Origin of the sequence: Couchioplanes caeruleus (assembly GCF_023499255.1) — a bacterium.
GTDB lineage: Bacteria > Actinomycetota > Actinomycetes > Mycobacteriales > Micromonosporaceae > Actinoplanes > Actinoplanes caeruleus_A.
In genome coordinates this window covers 6,077,892-6,094,360 of record NZ_CP092183.1, presented here as the reverse complement: position 1 = coordinate 6,094,360, position 16,469 = coordinate 6,077,892, and the positions used below count along the sequence as shown (strand labels likewise).

The 16,469-nt window shown below is 74.4% G+C and carries 14 protein-coding genes; 3 read left to right on the top strand and 11 right to left on the bottom strand.

Annotated features, from left to right (window positions below):
• Window positions 1-3: 3 nt before the first annotated feature.
• Window positions 4-2,625: a fibronectin type III domain-containing protein gene (locus COUCH_RS28170; protein ID WP_249608240.1), complete on the bottom strand. Its 2,622-nt coding sequence runs from the start codon at window positions 2,623-2,625 to the stop codon at window positions 4-6.
• A gap of 157 nt (window positions 2,626-2,782) precedes the next feature.
• Window positions 2,783-3,850, bottom strand: coding sequence for a tetratricopeptide repeat protein (locus COUCH_RS28165; RefSeq protein ID WP_249608239.1), 1,068 nt, complete (start codon window positions 3,848-3,850; stop codon window positions 2,783-2,785).
• 160 nt (window positions 3,851-4,010) lie between these two features.
• Between COUCH_RS28165 and COUCH_RS28160 the strand changes: the two genes are divergently transcribed.
• The 3 genes from COUCH_RS28160 (at window position 4,011) to COUCH_RS28150 (ending at window position 6,686) form a co-directional block, all read left to right on the top strand.
• On the top strand, window positions 4,011-5,255 hold the full coding sequence (locus tag COUCH_RS28160; RefSeq protein WP_249608238.1) for a lamin tail domain-containing protein: 1,245 nt from the start codon (window positions 4,011-4,013) through the stop codon (window positions 5,253-5,255).
• A 335-nt stretch (window positions 5,256-5,590) separates the two neighbouring features.
• Window positions 5,591-6,196 (top strand): response regulator transcription factor, encoded by a 606-nt coding sequence (locus COUCH_RS28155; RefSeq protein WP_249608237.1) that lies wholly within the window; start codon window positions 5,591-5,593, stop codon window positions 6,194-6,196.
• 28 nt (window positions 6,197-6,224) lie between these two features.
• Complete coding sequence (locus COUCH_RS28150; RefSeq protein WP_249608236.1) at window positions 6,225-6,686, top strand: VanZ family protein; 462 nt, start codon at window positions 6,225-6,227, stop codon at window positions 6,684-6,686.
• Here the strand turns inward: COUCH_RS28150 and COUCH_RS28145 are convergent.
• From COUCH_RS28145 to COUCH_RS28105, 9 genes are read right to left on the bottom strand one after another with little or no spacing between them, the layout of a single operon-like run.
• Window positions 6,664-7,473 (bottom strand): glycoside hydrolase family 16 protein, encoded by an 810-nt coding sequence (locus COUCH_RS28145; RefSeq protein ID WP_249608235.1) that lies wholly within the window; start codon window positions 7,471-7,473, stop codon window positions 6,664-6,666. The genes COUCH_RS28150 and COUCH_RS28145 overlap by 23 nt on opposite strands.
• Before the next feature lie 11 nt (window positions 7,474-7,484).
• Window positions 7,485-8,672, bottom strand: coding sequence for a cytochrome P450 (locus tag COUCH_RS28140; protein WP_249608234.1), 1,188 nt, complete (start codon window positions 8,670-8,672; stop codon window positions 7,485-7,487).
• 8 nt (window positions 8,673-8,680) lie between these two features.
• Window positions 8,681-9,784 carry a glycosyltransferase gene (locus COUCH_RS28135; RefSeq protein ID WP_249608233.1) on the bottom strand — a complete coding sequence of 368 codons (1,104 nt, stop codon included), beginning with the start codon at window positions 9,782-9,784 and terminating at the stop codon, window positions 8,681-8,683.
• A complete protein-coding gene (locus COUCH_RS28130) occupies window positions 9,781-11,004 on the bottom strand; it encodes a GNAT family N-acetyltransferase (protein WP_249608232.1) in 1,224 nt (407 codons plus the stop codon). The genes COUCH_RS28135 and COUCH_RS28130 overlap by 4 nt, the downstream gene beginning before the upstream one ends.
• Window positions 11,001-11,798 (bottom strand): Wzz/FepE/Etk N-terminal domain-containing protein, encoded by a 798-nt coding sequence (locus tag COUCH_RS28125; RefSeq protein ID WP_249608231.1) that lies wholly within the window; start codon window positions 11,796-11,798, stop codon window positions 11,001-11,003. Before COUCH_RS28125 ends, COUCH_RS28130 begins: the two co-directional genes overlap by 4 nt.
• Complete coding sequence (locus tag COUCH_RS28120) at window positions 11,795-12,910, bottom strand: glycosyltransferase (protein WP_249608230.1); 1,116 nt, start codon at window positions 12,908-12,910, stop codon at window positions 11,795-11,797. Before COUCH_RS28120 ends, COUCH_RS28125 begins: the two co-directional genes overlap by 4 nt.
• Window positions 12,907-13,629, bottom strand: coding sequence for a polysaccharide deacetylase family protein (locus COUCH_RS28115; protein ID WP_249608229.1), 723 nt, complete (start codon window positions 13,627-13,629; stop codon window positions 12,907-12,909). The genes COUCH_RS28120 and COUCH_RS28115 overlap by 4 nt, the downstream gene beginning before the upstream one ends.
• Window positions 13,619-15,124: a lipid II flippase MurJ gene (locus tag COUCH_RS28110; protein WP_249608228.1), complete on the bottom strand. Its 1,506-nt coding sequence runs from the start codon at window positions 15,122-15,124 to the stop codon at window positions 13,619-13,621. Before COUCH_RS28110 ends, COUCH_RS28115 begins: the two co-directional genes overlap by 11 nt.
• Window positions 15,121-16,467 carry an O-antigen ligase family protein gene (locus COUCH_RS28105; RefSeq protein ID WP_249608227.1) on the bottom strand — a complete coding sequence of 449 codons (1,347 nt, stop codon included), beginning with the start codon at window positions 16,465-16,467 and terminating at the stop codon, window positions 15,121-15,123. Before COUCH_RS28105 ends, COUCH_RS28110 begins: the two co-directional genes overlap by 4 nt.
• Window positions 16,468-16,469: the final 2 nt, after the last annotated feature.

Genomic DNA, 16,469 nt, shown 5'->3' with positions numbered 1-16,469 from the left:
TCCTCAGCACGTCGGCAGCATGTCGATGTTGTCGCCGGCGTCGAGGTTGAACCAGGCGTACGGGATGTAGTTCTTGCCGCTGTACTTCACCTGGACCCACCAGGTCGACACCTTCTGGTGGTTGTAGATGTACGAGTCGATCTTGTCACCCTTCTTCTTGCAGTAGGCGAGCAGATCCGTGCCGGGTCTGGCCCAGCCGACCTGCTTGTCGTTGTCCTGCGAGGTGACGCTGAAGATCTCGTTGCCGTTGCGCCCGTCGACGTCCTTGTCGCAGTAGTGCGCGGTGTCGCCGTTCTCGCCGTTGTTGCAGGTCGCCGTGCCGTGCAGCTGGTCCGTCTGCACGTCGCGGTCCGCGGTCACGGTGCCGGCGGCGTTCTTCACGGTGAGCTTGAACGTGTACGGCGTGCCGGCCGTCAGACCCTTGACCGTGAGGCTGGAGCAGCTGCCCGAGTCGGACCCGCCGCCGCCGGACAGCGAGCAGGCCGCGGTGCCGCCGCCCGCGTCGACGGTGAACTTCACCGTGGCGTTGTCGTAGCCGGCCGAGGAGCCGGTGACCGTGACGGTGGGCTTGGCGACCGTGCGGGCCGTGGCCGAGCCGGGCTCGCTCTCGCCCGCCTCGTTGACCGCGCGCACCTCGACCGACACGGTCTCGCCCTCGCCGAAGCCGGTGAGCGTTGCGCCGGTGCCGTTCGTGACCTCGCTGGTCCTGCCGCCGGCCGCGACCAGGTACTTCGTGATCGGCCGGCCGTTGTCCGCCGGGGCCGTCCAGGCGACCCGGATCGCGCCGGGCTGGTCGCCGACGGTCGCGGCGTCCACGCCCTCGGGGCGGCCGGGCCGGGTGAACGGCACGACGCTGGCGCTCACCGGGGACGCCTCGGAGCCGGCGCCGCGCTCGTTGATCGAGACGACCGTGAACGCGTACTGCTTGCCGTATTCCAGGTCGCCGTCCTTGATGGTCAGCGAGGTGTCCTCGGCGTCGCCGACGGGCGAGCTGCCGCCCTCGCTGATCGCCGTGACCGTGTAGCGCTTGATGTCGAGGCCCTGGCCGTTGGCGGCCGGCCAGCTGACCACCACCGTGCCGTCCGGCTCGGCCTCGGCGGTGACGGCGGTCGGCGCGTCCGGCACCTCGGAGGTCGGCTTGACCGCGTTGCTCGTCCGGGTGGGGCCGTCGCCCTTCTTGTTCACCGCGTGCACCGCGAACCGGTACGTCTCGCCGTTGGTGAGGCCGGTGACGCTGAGCGAGCGCTGGTTGGCGCCCACCTGGAAGGTCTTGCCCGCGCCCTCGACCACGTACCGCGTGACGGAGGCACCGTTGGCGGCGGCCGCCTGCCAGGTCACGCGAGCCTCGGCGTTGCCGGCCGCCGCCCGGACGTTGCGGGGCGCGCCCGGCTCCGTGACCGGGGGCTTCCTCGGCTTCGGCGGGGGCGGCGGCGGGTCCGGCGGGGTGGGCGGCGGGTCGCCACCGAGCACGTCGTCGGCGTACTTGTCGACGACCCGCACCTTGTGGGCGTCGTCGACCACGCGCGCGGTGGAGGAGCCGGGCGCGTTGATGAACAGGTAGTTCTCCCGGACCTCCAGCTCGAGCGGCCCGCCCGGGTTGCGGAAACCGATGTCCTTCTGCGCGCGCCCGGCCTGGTCGAACACGTGCACCTTGCCGGTGGGCTCGTCGGCGACGTAGAAGTAGCCCTCCCACGCGACGGCGGGCCGCAGCTCCGCGCCGTCGCCGGGGACCTGGAAGTCGGTGGTGGTGCGGCCGTCGCTCACGCCGTACACCCGGCGGGAGTCGGCGACGGTGACCGGCACGACCGTGCCCTCGGTGTGTTCCGGCAGCGAGCCGGGGCCGTCCAGCGGCAGCGTGACCGATACTGTGCCGCCGGTCGCGTCGCGGATGGTGGTGAGGCCGTTGGTGGTGCGGTTGAGCACCGCCACGCCGTCCTCGAGCGTGGAGATCATGAGGTCGTGGTTGCCGGGCGCGACGGACTCCGTGCGCACCAGCACCGGGCCCGTGGCGGCCTGCGCGGCGGCGTCCTTCGTGGCGCCGGGCAGCGGCGCCGGTGTGATCGCGGAGACCGTGCCCTCGCTGGGTACGGCGATCCACAGCCGGCCCTTGCCGTCGAAGGTGCCGCCGGTGATGCCGGGCGGGAAGCGCAGCGACTCGCCGACCGGCTGGAGCGTCGCCGGGTCCAGCTGGCGGATCTCGCCCTGCACGGAGTCGATGACGAAGGCGGCGTCGTCGTCCAGGGCGACCCGCACGCCGATGCCCGACGCCGTGGACCAGGTGCCGGCGGCCTCCCGCAGCGACGTGAGGTCCATCGTGCTCACCGTGCCCGTCTGCACGTCGCGCAGGATCACGAAGCGGTCGTTCTGGGTGACCTGGATCTGATGGCCACGGGCGCGGGGCACGTCGACGCGGGTGTCCACCCGGGCGGTGACGCCGTTGACCCGGGCGACCTCGCCCTTGGCCCGGCTCCACACCCAGGACGCGGCGTCGAAGCTCGCCACGGCCTGATCGGCCGCGCCGAGCCCCAGGACGGTGAGCCCGAGGCCCGCGACGAGCGTGAGGACAGTGCCGATCGTGACCAGCCCGCCACGGCTGCGCCACGGCCGCCCGCGCCGGTCGGTCATCGCGCCTTCACTGGGCGCATCTGCACTGGCCACAGCCCGCATCCCCTCCCGTTCACCGGCTGACCTGCTCCAGGACGCAGGCCATCATAGGGGTCGGCGTGGGGGCGTGGACACCCGGCCAGTCACGGTTGTGGATAGTCGTGATCGCCGAGAGTGATCATCTTCGGCTCTTCCGCGGGGACGGGTCACTGCGCGTACGGCTGGTGCACGCCTGCGGCGACGTGGCGAACTGACTCGTGCTGTAGACCGCCACGACGGCGAAGCAGTAGTCCAGCTCCGGGTTGAGCCCGTTGAGGTTGAACGAGGTCGTGGTGGGTCCGACCTGTCCCATGGGCTTGAGCTGCTCGCCGGGGTGACCACCGGTGATCATGAACGACGTCCGGCCGTTGGCGGGGTCGGCCCAGAAGAGCTGTACCGACGCCCCGTAGTCGCGCACGCGTACGTCGGTGGGGGCCGGGCCGCTCAGAGTTGGCACATCGGACTTGCCGCCGTCGTCGCCGGAGCGGGCCAGCACCACCACGAGTGCGGCCACGGCGATGACCACGCCGAGCCCCGCGGCGATCGCGGCGAACAGGGCCGGCGACCGCCCGCCGGTCGCCGGTGCGGGAACCGCCGTGGTGATCGGCGGCACAGAGATGACGTGCGGCGGCGGCTGCTCGACATACGTCACACGCTGCGCAGGGATGTGCGGCACGGGCATCGGCGCCGGCTGGGGCGCGGGCGGCGGGGCCGGCTGGGCCACGGGCGCGGGGGCGGGCGCCGGCGGCGGGGCGGGCAGCTCGATGCGTACCGTCGGCGGTTCGTCGCCCAGATAGGCCCGCGCCCGGGCGACCGCCCAATGGTCCGTGCCCAGCACCGCCGGCCCGTGGGCGGCGACGCGGCCGAAGGCGCGGCGTGCCTCGTGCCGGTTCTCCATCTCCTCCGCGACCACCCCGAGGTCGAAGGAGATGCCGAGCATCACGGGATCGCCGTCGCCGAGCCGCCACTGCCCGGCCGCGTACGCCTCCTCCAGCACGCGCCGGGCGCCCGAGGGGTCGCCGGCCTGCTGGTGCAGCGTGGCCAGCTGCTGCGCGGTGAGCAGCACGTCGGGGTCGTCCTCGCCCAGGTTGAGCCGGCCCAGCTCGACGGCGTGCTCGAGCACGGCGCGGGCCTGGGCGAGGTCACCGGATCCGGCGAGCGCCTGGGCGCGTTGCCGGGAGGCGTAAAGGGGGGACGGCTGCGACACGTGGCCATGCTGCCCGCAACGATCGGCCGGCGCCACCCCCGCGGCATCGCGGTCACCTCGTCGCCGCGGCGGTGGGGAAGGATGCGGCCGGGCGACGGGTACCCGACGTATCAGCCCTGGTGAGGCGGCCCGGGGCTTAGCGTTCGGGCGGGAGGGCGTCATGACGTACACGGTGCTGCGGGGAGAGTTCGTCGTCCGGTACGCGGATCTGCCGCGTCAGGGACCGGAGCCGGACGGGGACACGGTCAAGTTCCGGCCGGACTCGCCGGGACTGGTGGAGCGGCTGGCCCGCCCCTCGGGCACCCCGCCGGACCTGACCGCTCGGGGGGTCTCCGTACGCCTGGAGGCCATCGACGCGCTGGAGACGCACTTCGCCGAGACGCACCAGGAGCTCGCCGGGGCGAACGCGGCGCGCGACGAGCTGCTGCGGCTGCTCGGCTTCACCGGGCTGCAGTTCTTCGACGATCTGCCCAACAAGGTGCGCGCCGCGGACCGGGACGCCGTACGCGGGCACGTGCTGTCCAACGGCGTCGACGCGAACGGCCGCCTGATCGGTTTCGTCTTCCCGGGTGAGCCGGACGGGCCGGACGGCGGCACCGTGTTCCTCGACGACGCGCTGGCCGACCGGTCGCTCAACGCGCGCCTGCTCGCGGCGGGGCTGGTGTATCCGGCGTTCTACTCGACGCTGCCGGCGTCCCTGCGTACGCATCTCGCCGGGGTGTCGCGCAAGGCGCGGGCCGACGCGGCGGGAATCTGGCCGCGCTCGACCGCCGACCCGGACGGACCGGCCGTCGTCACCGGCGCGGCGGCCCTGCGGTCGCTGGTGTGCTGGCCGAAGCTGTTCCGCCGGCTCGTGCCGTACCTGGCCACCGGCGCGGCGAACCTCGACGGGTTCGACGCGTGGCTGCGATCGGATCCGGTCAACCGCGACGACGCGGTGTTCCTGCTCGATCGCCTGGAGACGGGCAACCTGCACGACGTGGTCGTGGCGCGCGGCACCACGGTGCAGCTGACGGCGTGGCCGGAGGACTTCGTGATCATGCCCGACCCGCCGACGGCGTCCACCCGCCCGTCGGCGCCCGCGGCGGGGGACGTGGTGATCGTGGCCGCGCTGCCGGACCCGGCCGGGCCGGATCCGGGCCGGGAACGGCTGACCCTGCTCAACGCCACCGCGGCGGCCGTCGACCTGGCCGGCTGGACGCTGCGGGACCGCTCCGGCGGCAGCCGTGCCCTCGACGGCACGCTGGCGGCGGGCGATGTCGTGCAGGTGGCGGCGGGGTCGCTGCGGCTGGGCAACGCCGGCGGCACCCTCACGCTGGTGGACGCGCTCGGCGCGCCGATCGACCAGGTGGCCTACACCGCCGGACAGGTCAAGCAAGGGCGTACCGTCCTGTTCGGCCACTAACCGCCATTTGCGCCGCGAATAGGTCTTCGTTGTTTCGTCCAGAGGGTCGCTGTCCGCAAAGGACGAAACGATTGGCGAGGCGGCCCCGTCGCAATGTCGGACGTTATTCGGCCGATCGGACACAATTGTCACGACCGCTGACGCCTGTCGATCTTCGCGGGAGCCGTCGACTCATCGCCTCGCGCTTGGCAACGGGCACTCTGAGCAGTGCGAACGACGACGAAGGACATCGTTTGACGGGCGTAGGAACACCTGTCGGAATGGTGTCCGGCCCCATGCGGGAGAGGCCGCGGAGGACTACCGTCGGAATCGGACGCTGCCGGTGAGGAGGCACGATGATCCGGGTTCTGGTGGTGCGCGACGGCGGGTATTTCGGCATCCAGGTACGGGTTCTGCTGAGTGCCCAGCCGGACATCGAGGTGGTCGGCACGTTGCCGATGGACCACGACGTGGCCGCCCGGGCCGTGCCCTTCACGCCGCACGTGGTCGTCATCGACACCGAGCTCATGGTCAGCCAGGTCCTGCCGGCCGCCGCGGAGCTGCGCGCGCGGGTCCCGTCGTGCTCGGTCCTCGTCCTCTGCGACCCGACCAAGCCCGGGATGCTGCCGCCCCGCCGCCGCGGCGGTGAGGTGAGCTTCCTGCTCAAGGAGGCCTCGGCGGCGTACCTGGCGGATTCGGTGCGGCGGCTGGCGGCCGGTGAGCGGATCGTGCACCCGCGGCTGCAGGCGGCGTCGCTCAACACCGAACGGGGCCTGAGCACCCGCGAGCTCGAGGTGCTGGGTCTGGCGGCGGAGGGCGACTCGGTCGACGACATCGCGAAGCGGCTCTATCTGTCCGGCGGGACGGTGCGCAACTACCTGTCCTCGGTGATCTACAAGACCGGCGCCCGCAACCGGCTCGACGCGATCCGCATCGTCCGCAAGGACGGCTGGCTGCGCTGACCCGCGAGGATCCGCCTACAGTTCAGGCATGAGATTCGGCCCGCGGCGGCGGGTGGTCACGGCGTCGATCCTCCTCCTGTACGCGGTGAGCGTCGCGGCCGTGACCGTCGTGCCGGTCCGGATGCGGCCGCCGGACGCGCGGCCGGGGCTGCCCTGGTGGATCGTCGTGCACTGGGTGCCGTTCCGGGTGGAGGCGTGGAGCTTCCTGCTCAACGTGGTCATGTTCGTGCCGCTCGGCCTGCTCGTGCCGCTGCTGTGGCCGGCCGCCGGATCGCTGCGCCGCATCGCCGCGGTGTCGCTCGCGTGCAGCGCCGCCATCGAGACGCTGCAGCTGGTGTGGTGGCTGACGCTGGGCAGCTTCCGTACGGTCGACGTCAACGACCTGATCGCCAACACGGCCGGGGGAGTGGCCGGCGTGCTGCTGCTGCGGGCGGTCGTACGGCGGGACCGGGCCGGGCGGGCGGCCGTCACGACGCGGTCCACGCCCTGATGTAGTCGACCCGCTTGACGGCGCCGGTCGTCGCTGGCTCCGGCGGGATCCGCGAGTAGACGGCCAGGTTCGAGATGATCGCCGTCAGCGCGTCCGAGGTGGCGTCGCTGCGGCAGACACGCTTGCCGTCGGCGTACCAGGTGGTGCCGGACGGTTCGACGGCGACGCCGTACGTGTGCCAGCCCGCGGTCGGATCGAACGCCGGCCGCCACTCGCAGCGCCCGCGCGCGCCGGAGAACTGGGTGCCGTAGAGCCGCCGATGGTTGTCGGAGTAGAACTCGTACGCGTCGGTCTCGGTGTGCCGGTCGACGCCGCGCGCCTGCCACGTCCAGAACGCGGGCCAGAAGCCGCGCGCCGCGGGCAGGATCGCCCGTTCCTCCAGATAGCCGTACTGGAACGCGTACGCGGGTGTGCTCGTGATCAGGCACGACGTCCAGTCGTAGCGCTGCCCGCTCGACGGTGACGTGACGGTCTCCCGGCGTGCCGTCATCACCAGTTCGCCGCCGCCGACCCGGCAGTTGGCGGCCCGGTTCCACTCGAGCTGCTGGTTGCCCAGGTTGCCGCGGCCCTCGTCCGGTTCGGCGCTGGAGTGGTCGGCCCACCGCGCCGGGTCCAGCCGGTCGCCGTCGAACTCGTCGTGGAACGCCAGCGTCCAGCCGCCCTTGTGGCCGTCGGGCAGGGCGGGCGCGGGCGCCGGCGCGCTCACCCGTGGCCCGGCTCGGCCCGGCGTGGTGCAGGCCGCTGCGGCCAGCAGGCAGAGCAGCAGGCAGACGGCGCGGCGGATCACGGGGCGTCCCTTCAGTACGTGAACGACAGCCGTCCCACGCGGTTGTCGAAGCTGGACGGCACGAGCACCGGCTCGCCCACCGACCGGATGTCGGGAAGGCGCGTGAGGAGCTCGCGGAACAGCGCGGTCATCTCCTGGCGGGCGAGCGCGGTGCCGAGGCAGAAGTGCGGGCCGCCGCCGCCGAAGCCGACGTGCGGGTTCGGGTGGCGGGTCAGGTCGAAGCGGTCCGGGTCGGCGAAGACGCTCTCGTCCCGGTTGGCCGAGGCGTAGCAGAGCACCACGTCGGCGCCCGCGGGCAGCAGCCGCCCGCCCAGCTCGTGGTCGCGGGCGAGGGTCCGGCGGAACTGCACGATCGGCGACGAGTGCCGCACGACCTCGTCGACGAAGCCGGGCGCGTACCGGCCGACGTCGCCGGCGAGCAGCTCCCGCTGGTCCGGGTTCTCGCTGAGCAGGTGCAGGCCGTGCGCGACGGCGTTGCGGGTGGTCTCCACGCCGGCCACCATCAGCAGCGAGAAGAACGCGCCCAGCTCGCGGCCGGTGAGGTCGGCGGCGGCGAGCGCGGAGATGAGGTCGTCGGTGGGCTCGCGACGCCGCTCCCGGGCCACCCGGGCGATCACGCGGTGCATGCGGGCCAGGGCGCGCAGCCCCCGGCCCGGCACGCGCAGCCCCCGCCGTACGGTCGTCCCCTCGGTGGCCCGCCCGATCTCGGCCAGCAGCTCGTGCCGGTACGCGTCCGGCACCCCCATCATCGTGCAGATGACCTCGAAGGGCATCCGGGTCGCGACCGCCGCGACGAACTCGGTAGGCCGCCCGGCGACGACGTCGGCCACGATGCCGCGGGCGATGCGGTCCACGTCCGCGGAGATCCGCGCCAGTACCCGCGGCGTGAACGCCCGGGAGACGACGCCGCGCAGCCGGGCGTGCCGCGGATCGTCCATGTTGACCATCGAGTCGCCGAAGACCGTACGGACCCAGGCCGGCGGGCGGGGCGTGGTGACGCCGGGCCCGCTGAGGAACACGTCGGGCCGGCGGCTCGCCTCGACGACGTCGCGGTGCCGCGCCAGCACGTACGAGCCGTCGCCGCCGCGGGCCGGGGCGCCGAGCCCGCGCAGCACCCGGTACGCCGCCAGCCGCTGCTCCGGCGGGAGCCGCCAGAACGCCGGGTCGGCCAGGTCCGGGGTCACCTGCTGGAGCACCATTCCGCCTCCTACCGGTCGTTCGCGAGCGCGGCCGTACGGACTGCCAGCCGCTCGAAGGTCAGCCGCGAGTCGAAGGCGGCCGCGTGGCAGGCGGCGGCCTCACCTTCCACGCGGGCCAGGGCGCCGCAGGTCAGCCGTCGGGCGACCGCCTCCGCGAGCGCGGACGGGTCATCGGGCGGCACCCGCTCGCCGACGCCGGGCGTGACGACGTCGCCGAGGCCGGGCACGTCGCTGACCACGACGCTGCGTCCGGTGGCGAGGGCCTCCAGCACGGTCAGCGACAGCCCTTCCCACCGCGACGGCAGCGCCACCACGTCGGCCGCCGCCAGCCAGTCACGGACGTCGTCCACCGCGCCCGCGAAGGTCACGCCGGGGCCCGCGACGGCGCGCAGGGCAGCCACCTGGTCGCCGTTGCCGACGAGCGCGAGCCGGGCGTCCGGGCAGGAGCGCCGGATCAGCGGCCACGCGGCGAGCAGCACGTCCTGGCCCTTCTGCCGGGTCAGCCGCCCGACGCAGACGGCGAGCGGGGCCCGGCCGGGCAGCCCGAGCCGGTCCCGGGCGGCGGTGCGCGCGACGTCACCGGCGGGGGCGAAGTGGTCGAGGTCCACGCCGTTGTGCACGACGGCGTACCGGCCGCGGACGCCGTGCGAGCGGCCCTGCTCGGCCTCGCCGTGGCCGACGCAGAGCAGCAGGTCGGTCCAGCGGGCGGCGGCGCGTTCCCAGGCCAGGCTGGCGGCGCGTACCGGTCCCGCGGTGGCCAGCCAGGACCAGCCGTGCGGCTGGAAGAGGATCGGCACCCGGCGGGGCGGCCGCAGCCGGCCCGCCAGCCCGGCCTTGCTCGCGTGCAGGTGGATGACGTCGGGGCGGACCCGGTCGGCGAGGGCCCGCAGCCGCAGCGCCTCGCCGAGCGACTCCGGTCCGGGGCTGCGCACGGCCGGCCAGCGCAGCCGCGGGACGCCGGCCGCGGCGAGGTCGGCGGCGAGCCGGCCGCCGTCCGGGCAGGCGACCGCGACCCGCCAGCCCCGGGCCATCTGGTCGCGGCAGGCGGCGGCGACGTAGTGTGCGACGCCGCCGTCGCGCGGCTGGGCCACGTGCAGCACCGCCGGGCTCACCGCGCCTCCCCGGCGCCGACGTCCCCGCCGCTCGCGAGCCCGGCGCCTTCGCCGCCGGCGGTCCCGCCGCTCGCGAGCCCGGCGCCTTCGCCGCCGTGCCGGAGCCGGTCGCGGACCGTACGCAGCCACGGCGCGTGCTCCTTGGCCGTCTGCACCGCCGCGCGCACCGACCGGACGCGCAGCCCGTACGCCATGGCGCGCACGCTCCCGGGCCGGCCCAGCACCATCCGCTCGTTGCGCGCGAGCCGGGGCTGCCAGCGCAGCTTGTACGGCTCGTCGCCGCGCAGCATGCTCATCGCCGGCAGCCCCAACCGGTGCGCGAGCGGGAGGGTGTCGTTCATCAGCATCGTGCTGACGTCCACGCGGTCGCGCAGCTCCGGGTCGGCGCCGTAGAGGTAGCCGCCGACGAGGTCGCGCCCGATGAGCATCAGCGACGAGCACATCAGCCGCCCGTCGAGGCGGTACTCGTACAGGGCGGCCTGGCCGCGGGCGAGCATGCCGGTGACCGACCGGGTGAGGTGGGCGGCGAACCGCGGGCTGAGGTGGTGCTCGTTGATCCCCCGGCCGCGCCACTGCCGCTCGTGCAGGCGCAGCAGCTCGGCGACGGCCGGCGCGGCCCGCCCGGGGGTCACCTCGCGCACGTCCACATCGGTACGCGTCAGCTGGTTGAGCCGGCGCCGGACGGTCTTGCGCGTCTTGGGCGGCAGCGCCCGGACGAGATCCTCCATCGGCATGGCCGGCACCTCGAAGCAGAGCGAGGCCGGCATCCGCCACTTGCGCCCGGACCAGGTCTGCCAGAGGGTGGCGCCGGCCGGGCCGGGCCGGGACTCGGGCAGGTCCACGGCGTCCCAGCCGGGATCGAGCAGCAGCGCCCGGGCGAGGATCCGCGTCGCGGGACGGACGGTGTCGTCGGCGACCAGCACGTCGGTGAAGTCGGCCAGCGCGCCGCCGAGCGGCGTCAGCACCGCGGCGCCCCGGGGGCGGGTCAGCATGAACGGCGCGGCCGCGACGAGGCGGCCCTGGTGGCGTACGAGGGTGACACGCAGCGTGCCCGGCGTGCCGTACGAGCGCCACCACGACTCGAGCCATGTGTACGCCTGGAACGGCGTGGCGGTGCTGCTGCGGGCGTACAGGTCCTCCCAGTCGTCGCGCAGCCCGGCCAGCGCGTCGTCGCCGCGCCGGGTCTCCGCGGTCCACAGGTCCTCGCCGATGGCGATCATTCGTCCTCCATCCCGGCCACCGTGGCGCGCCCGACGACGCGCTGCACGGGTATCGGCGGCACCGGCTCGTCCACCCGGTACGCGGTGATCTCCTTCGGTGGCGGCTGCACCAGCGCGGTCCCGCGGTAGCGCTCGGCGGGCACGTCCACGGCGTCGTCCACCGCGTCGTCCGCCACCGTGTCGTCCGCCACCTCCTCCACCTGGGCCTCGTACCGGGCCGGTTCCCCGGCGGCGACCGCCGTCGCGCCCCGGCCCACGCCGGCCAGCACACCCAGGCCGCCGATCAGCAGCCCGCCGGCCGCGCCGACGGCCAGCTCCAGCGGCGGCCGTGGTGAGCTCGGCCGTTCCGGGACCGTGGCGCCGGCCAGCAGCGACAGCCCGACCTTGGTGTCGGCGCTGCGCAGGCTGCCGTAGTCGGCGAGGGCGCCGGCCACCGCGTTCGCCACGTCGGTGGTGTGCCGGGCGTCCGGCCCGGTCGCGGTGATCTCGACGACCGGGGCGTCCGGCGAGGTCGCGGCGGTCACCCGGTCCAGGCCCGACGCGTCGGCGCCGAGCCGGGCCCGCGCCTGCACGAGGACCGGCCCGCTGGTCGCGATCCGGCCGTACGCCTGCGCGAAGTTCAGCGCGGCCACGGAGTCGCCGGGCGTTCCGACCGCCACCACGTACGCCTTGGCCGTGTAGGCCGGGGTCTTCAGTGCCGCGTACGCCGCCCCGGCCGCACCGCCGATGACGGTCAGCAGGAGCAGCAGCCCGAAGCGGCGCACCAGGCGCGGCAGGATCTCGCGTGACTTCACCGTTGTGGCCCTTTGCTCTCGACAGGCTGCCTCAGGACGATGCGTTCGTAGAGCCGGCTGACCGAATCGGCGAGCCGGGCGATGTCGTAGCGGGTGGCGATCGGCGGGACCGGCAGCCGGGCCCCGTCGCGCTCGGCGAGCCGCAGCACCTCCGCGCGCAGCGCGCGGGGCAGCGACTCCGGGTCGCGGGAGAGCCGCTGCGCCCCGCTGTCGGGCACCCCGTCCAGCGGCGGGCAGGCCGCGTAGAGGGCGGGCAGGCCGCAGGCGAGGGCCTCCAGCACCGCGAGCCCGAAGGTCTCCTGGGTGGACGGCGAGGCGAACACGTCCATCGCGCAGAGCAGGTCGCGGACGTGACCGACGGCCCCGGTGAACAGGACCCGGTTGCCGACGCCGGACCGTACGGCCTGCTCGCGCAGCGCCGGACCGGCCGAGCCGTCGCCGACGAGCAGCAGCATCGCGCCCGGCACCTCACCCAGCGCCCAGATCAGGTGGTCGAACCGCTTGCCCGGCTCCAGGCGCCCGACGCCGCCGATGACCACCGCGCCGCGGGGGATTCCCAGCCGCTGCCGGGTCCGCACGCGCACCACCGGGTCGTACGTGAACTCCGCGGCGTCGATGCCGTTGGGGATCACGGCGATCCGGTGCGCCGGTACGCCCCACGCCCGCAGCCGCCGCGCGACGGTGTCGGAGACGGCGATCGTCATCCGGCCCATCCGCTCGGTCGCGAGGTACAGGGCGCGGACGCCCGCGGAGGTGCGCCGGCCCTCGATGTGCGTGTCGCCGAGGGAATGCTCGGTGGCCACGACCGGCACCCCGGCGAGGCGGGCGGCGACCCGGCCGTGCACGCAGGCGCGGTACAGGTGGGTGTGCACGAGGTCGAACCCGCCGTCGCGGATGAGCCGGCGCAGGGCGCCCACCACGGACACGTCCCGGTTGCTCGACATCGTGAACTCGTGCACCGTCGTGCCGTCGGCCCGGATCGCCGTGGCCACCGCGCCCGGGTTCGACAGCGTGGCGACCTCGCAGTCGTACGGCAGCCGCCGCAGCAGCAGCCGCAGCTGGTGCTCGGCACCGCCCGCGGCCAGCCCGGTGATCACGTGCAGCACCCTCATCGCGCGGCCCTGCCGGTGGTCAGGCGGTGCCGGGCGAGCTTCGCGACGAGCCGGGGACCGGTGTCGCGGTCGCCGATGAACGTGCGGGGTATGGCGTGCCGCCCGGCCGGGCCCGCGACCCGTACGGCGCAGGCGTAGTCGTACCCGGTCTCCTCGACCGCGCGGATCTCCCGCGGGCCGGCGTCGCCGTACGGGTAGCAGAACCCGGTCACCGCGCTGCCGGTGATCTCGGTGAGGACGAGCCGGCTGCGGCGTACCTGGTCGACGAGTTCGTCCTCACCGACGCGCGGCAGGTGCACGTGCGCCAGGCTGTGTGAGCCGACCTCCATGCCCGCCGCGGCCACCTGCCGGACCTCCGCCGCGGTCATCAGCTCCTTGCGGGGACCGGGCTCGTCCCACGCGTTGGAGCCGCCGAGCGAGCCCGCGACCACGAACACCGTGGCGGTGAAGCCGTACCGGCGCAGCGCGGGCAGCACCTCGGTGACGAAGTCGCGGTAGCCGTCGTCGAAGGTCAGCCCGACCAGGCCCCGCCCGCGCCCGGCCCGGTACGCCTCGAGCAGCTCGCACATGGCCACCCCGCGCAGCCCGCGGCGGCCCAGCCAGCGCAGTTGCCGCTCGAAGCGGGACGGATGCACGGTCACCTTGTACGGGTCGGCGTCGTACGCCTCGACCGAGTGGTACATCAGGACCAGCGGCATCGGGGACAGCTCATCGGACATGGGGAAACCTCCGTAGCTCCGCAATTCCGGCCGACCGGGCCAGGAGCACGAACACACTCAGCACCAGCAGGCCGCCCACCACGGCAGCGGGCAGCGCCGGCCAGCTCGCCGTCGCACGCCCGGCCAGCCATCCGGCCGTGCCGGCACCGGCCGCCGCGGCCGCCAGCCGGGCCGTCGCGGCGCCCACGGCCGGCACGGAGACGGCGACGATGTGCCGCCGCAGACCCAGGAGCAGCAGGACGGCGGTGGTGGTGATGCCGATGCCGTTCGCCGCGGCGATCGCGTACGCCCCCAGCCACGGCACCGCCACGACGGCGAGCCCGGCGGTCACCGCGAGCCCGGCGGCCATCGCCACGGCCGGGTACCAGGTCCGCCGCTCGCCGGTGAAGAACGGCCGGGAGAGCACGCCCACCATCGCGTGGCCGAGGACGCCGAGGGCGTACACCCGCATGATCGCCGCGGTGGCGGCGGTGTCCGCGGCGGTGAACCGGCCGTGCTCCAGCAGCACGGCCACGATCCGCGGCGCGTACGCCACCAGGTACGCGGCCGCGACCAGGATCAGCGCGGTGACCGTCCGCAGATCCGTCTCGACCCGCCGCCGCGCCTGCTCGGTCTCGCCCGCGGCGACGTTGCGCGCGAGCGTGGGGAAGGTGACCGTGCAGACCAGCAGCGCGATGAGCATGGGGATCTGCGCGACCTTCTGCGCATAGTTCAGGTACGAGATCGTGCCCGGCGCCAGCGACGAGCCGAGGTGGCGCTCGACGAAGACCTGCGCCTGCCGGGCGAGCGTGTAGACGACGATCGGTGCGACCACGCCCAGCGTCACCGCGGGGGCGGAACCGCGCCAGCGCCGGGGCAGCCCGACGTGGCGAAGGAAGCTCGGCACCTGGACGAGCACCATGAACAGGCTGCCGAGCGCGACCCCGGCGGCGGCGCTGACGATGCCCAGCGGCCCGTGCAGCGTCCACATCAGCCCGACGATGCCGACGTTGTACGCGAGGTGGATCGCGGCGGGGGCGCCGAAGACGCCGCCGGCCCGCAGCGCGGCGCTGAGGTAGCCGGCGATCCCGAAGGTCAGCACGGTGATCGCCGTGAGCCGCGTGCACGTGACGGCCAGGGCCGGATCGGCGAGCCCGGGGGCGACGACGCGGACCAGCACGGGCGCACCGGCCGCCGTGGCGGCCGAGAGCGTGACCAGGACGACGAGCACCCGGGGCAGGGTGGCCGCGACGATCTCCCGGGCCGCGCGGTGTTGCGCCAGCGCCCGGCTGAACACCGGGATCATCAGCAGCGACATCGCGCCCTCGACGACCAGCACGAAGGCGGTCTCCGGCACGGTCCACGCGACCAGGAACGCGTCCGTGCCGCCGTCGGCGCCGAAGAAGCGGGCGAGCAGCAGGTCGCGGACCAGCCCCAGCAGCGAGCCGGCCATCGTGACGACGATGGTCAGCAGCGCGGCCCGGACCAGCGTGGGGCGGCGGGCGGTGGTCGTCATGGCGTACCTCCGGGGCGCGGGCGGGGCAGGACGACGCCGCGCCGGGCCACCAGCCCGAGCGTCACGGCGAGCAGGACGCTGCTCGGTCCGCCGCCGATGTCGCCGTAGAGGAAGTCGACGAGCGTCCACACCATGAGCGCCGGGGCGGCGAGGTCGAGGAACCGCTGACCCTGCGGGGGCAGCAGGCTCTCGCGGCGGCGCACGGCACCGGCGGCCAGCGTTCCCAGCAGGGTGCCGAAGGCGAGGATGCCGACCGTGCCCTGCTCGCTGAGGACCATCAGGTACTGGTTGTGGGCCGAGAGCAGCGGTTCGCGGCCCACGCCGGTCGTGGGGTCGCCGACGTCGCTGCCGGCGGACAGCGCCACCGAGGCGTAGCTGTCGCGGTAGCCGGCGAAGTCCTTGAGCCCGACGCCGAGCACCGGGTGGTCGGCCCAGATCGCGGTGGCGGCGTGCCAGAGCGCGTACCGGTCCAGCACGGACTGGTCGGGCTCGCTGCCCGACGAGGCGATGCTGGTGATGCGCTGGTCGAAGGTGCCCGACGCCGGGTCCGCGCCGCCGGCCGTGAGCGTCAGGACGGCGAAGCCCAGCGCCCCCAGGCCGACCAGGCCCACGGCCACCCGCCAGTTCGCCACCACGAGCAGGACGAGCACCGCGCACACGGTGGCGATCCAGGCGCCGCGGCTGAGCGTGAGCCCGAGCGGCAGCAGCAGGAACGCCGCCGTGGCGAGCAGGCCGATGCGTGCCCGGCCGCGCATCGCGAGGCCCAGGGCCAGCGTCACGACGAGCCCGTACCCGAGCAGGGCGGCCAGGGCCATCACCTGCTCCGGACCGAACGTGCCGACGGCGCGGACGTACTCGCCGGCGTAGGAGGCGCCGGTCCTGGTGAGGTACTGGTACACCCCGACGCCACCCTCGACGACCGTCACGGCGATGATCGCGCCGGCGACCAGGAACACGTCCAGCCGGTCGCGCACCGACATCGCCACCGCGACCGGTACGAGCACGAACAGCTCGCTGTAGCGGATGAAGCCGATGACGCTGGCCGACACGTCGCTCGCGGTCACGGTCGCGACGGCGAAGGAGGCCAGCGCGAAGCCGAACGGCAGCCAGGCCCGTCCGGCCATCGAGCGGTCCCCGCCGAGCAGGCGTACGGCGATGACGGCCACGACCAGGCCGGCACCGAGGTCGGCGGCCGTGATGTGCCCCGAGGCGGACACGTCGCTGATCCGGCTCGGTACGCAGATCAGCAGCACCGTGCCGGCGACGAGCACGCTGGGGCGCCGGACCGGCCCCCGGGCGCGTTCCCCGGCGGCGTTCGCGGGACGGAGCAGGGCAGCGGTCATGG

Excerpts from the sequence above, each read along its gene's own strand:
- COUCH_RS28170 (WP_249608240.1), bottom strand. The coding sequence starts at position 2,625 with ATGACCGACCGGCGCGGGCGGCCGTGGCGCAGCCGTGGCGGGCTGGTC.
- COUCH_RS28160 (WP_249608238.1), top strand. The coding sequence starts at position 4,011 with ATGACGTACACGGTGCTGCGGGGAGAGTTCGTCGTCCGGTACGCGGAT.
- COUCH_RS28155 (WP_249608237.1), top strand. The coding sequence starts at position 5,591 with ATGATCCGGGTTCTGGTGGTGCGCGACGGCGGGTATTTCGGCATCCAG.
- COUCH_RS28150 (WP_249608236.1), top strand. The coding sequence starts at position 6,225 with ATGAGATTCGGCCCGCGGCGGCGGGTGGTCACGGCGTCGATCCTCCTC.
- COUCH_RS28140 (WP_249608234.1), bottom strand. The coding sequence starts at position 8,672 with ATGGTGCTCCAGCAGGTGACCCCGGACCTGGCCGACCCGGCGTTCTGG.
- COUCH_RS28130 (WP_249608232.1), bottom strand. The coding sequence starts at position 11,004 with ATGATCGCCATCGGCGAGGACCTGTGGACCGCGGAGACCCGGCGCGGC.
- COUCH_RS28120 (WP_249608230.1), bottom strand. The coding sequence starts at position 12,910 with ATGAGGGTGCTGCACGTGATCACCGGGCTGGCCGCGGGCGGTGCCGAG.
- COUCH_RS28115 (WP_249608229.1), bottom strand. The coding sequence starts at position 13,629 with ATGTCCGATGAGCTGTCCCCGATGCCGCTGGTCCTGATGTACCACTCG.
- COUCH_RS28110 (WP_249608228.1), bottom strand. The coding sequence starts at position 15,124 with ATGACGACCACCGCCCGCCGCCCCACGCTGGTCCGGGCCGCGCTGCTG.
- COUCH_RS28105 (WP_249608227.1), bottom strand. The coding sequence starts at position 16,467 with ATGACCGCTGCCCTGCTCCGTCCCGCGAACGCCGCCGGGGAACGCGCC.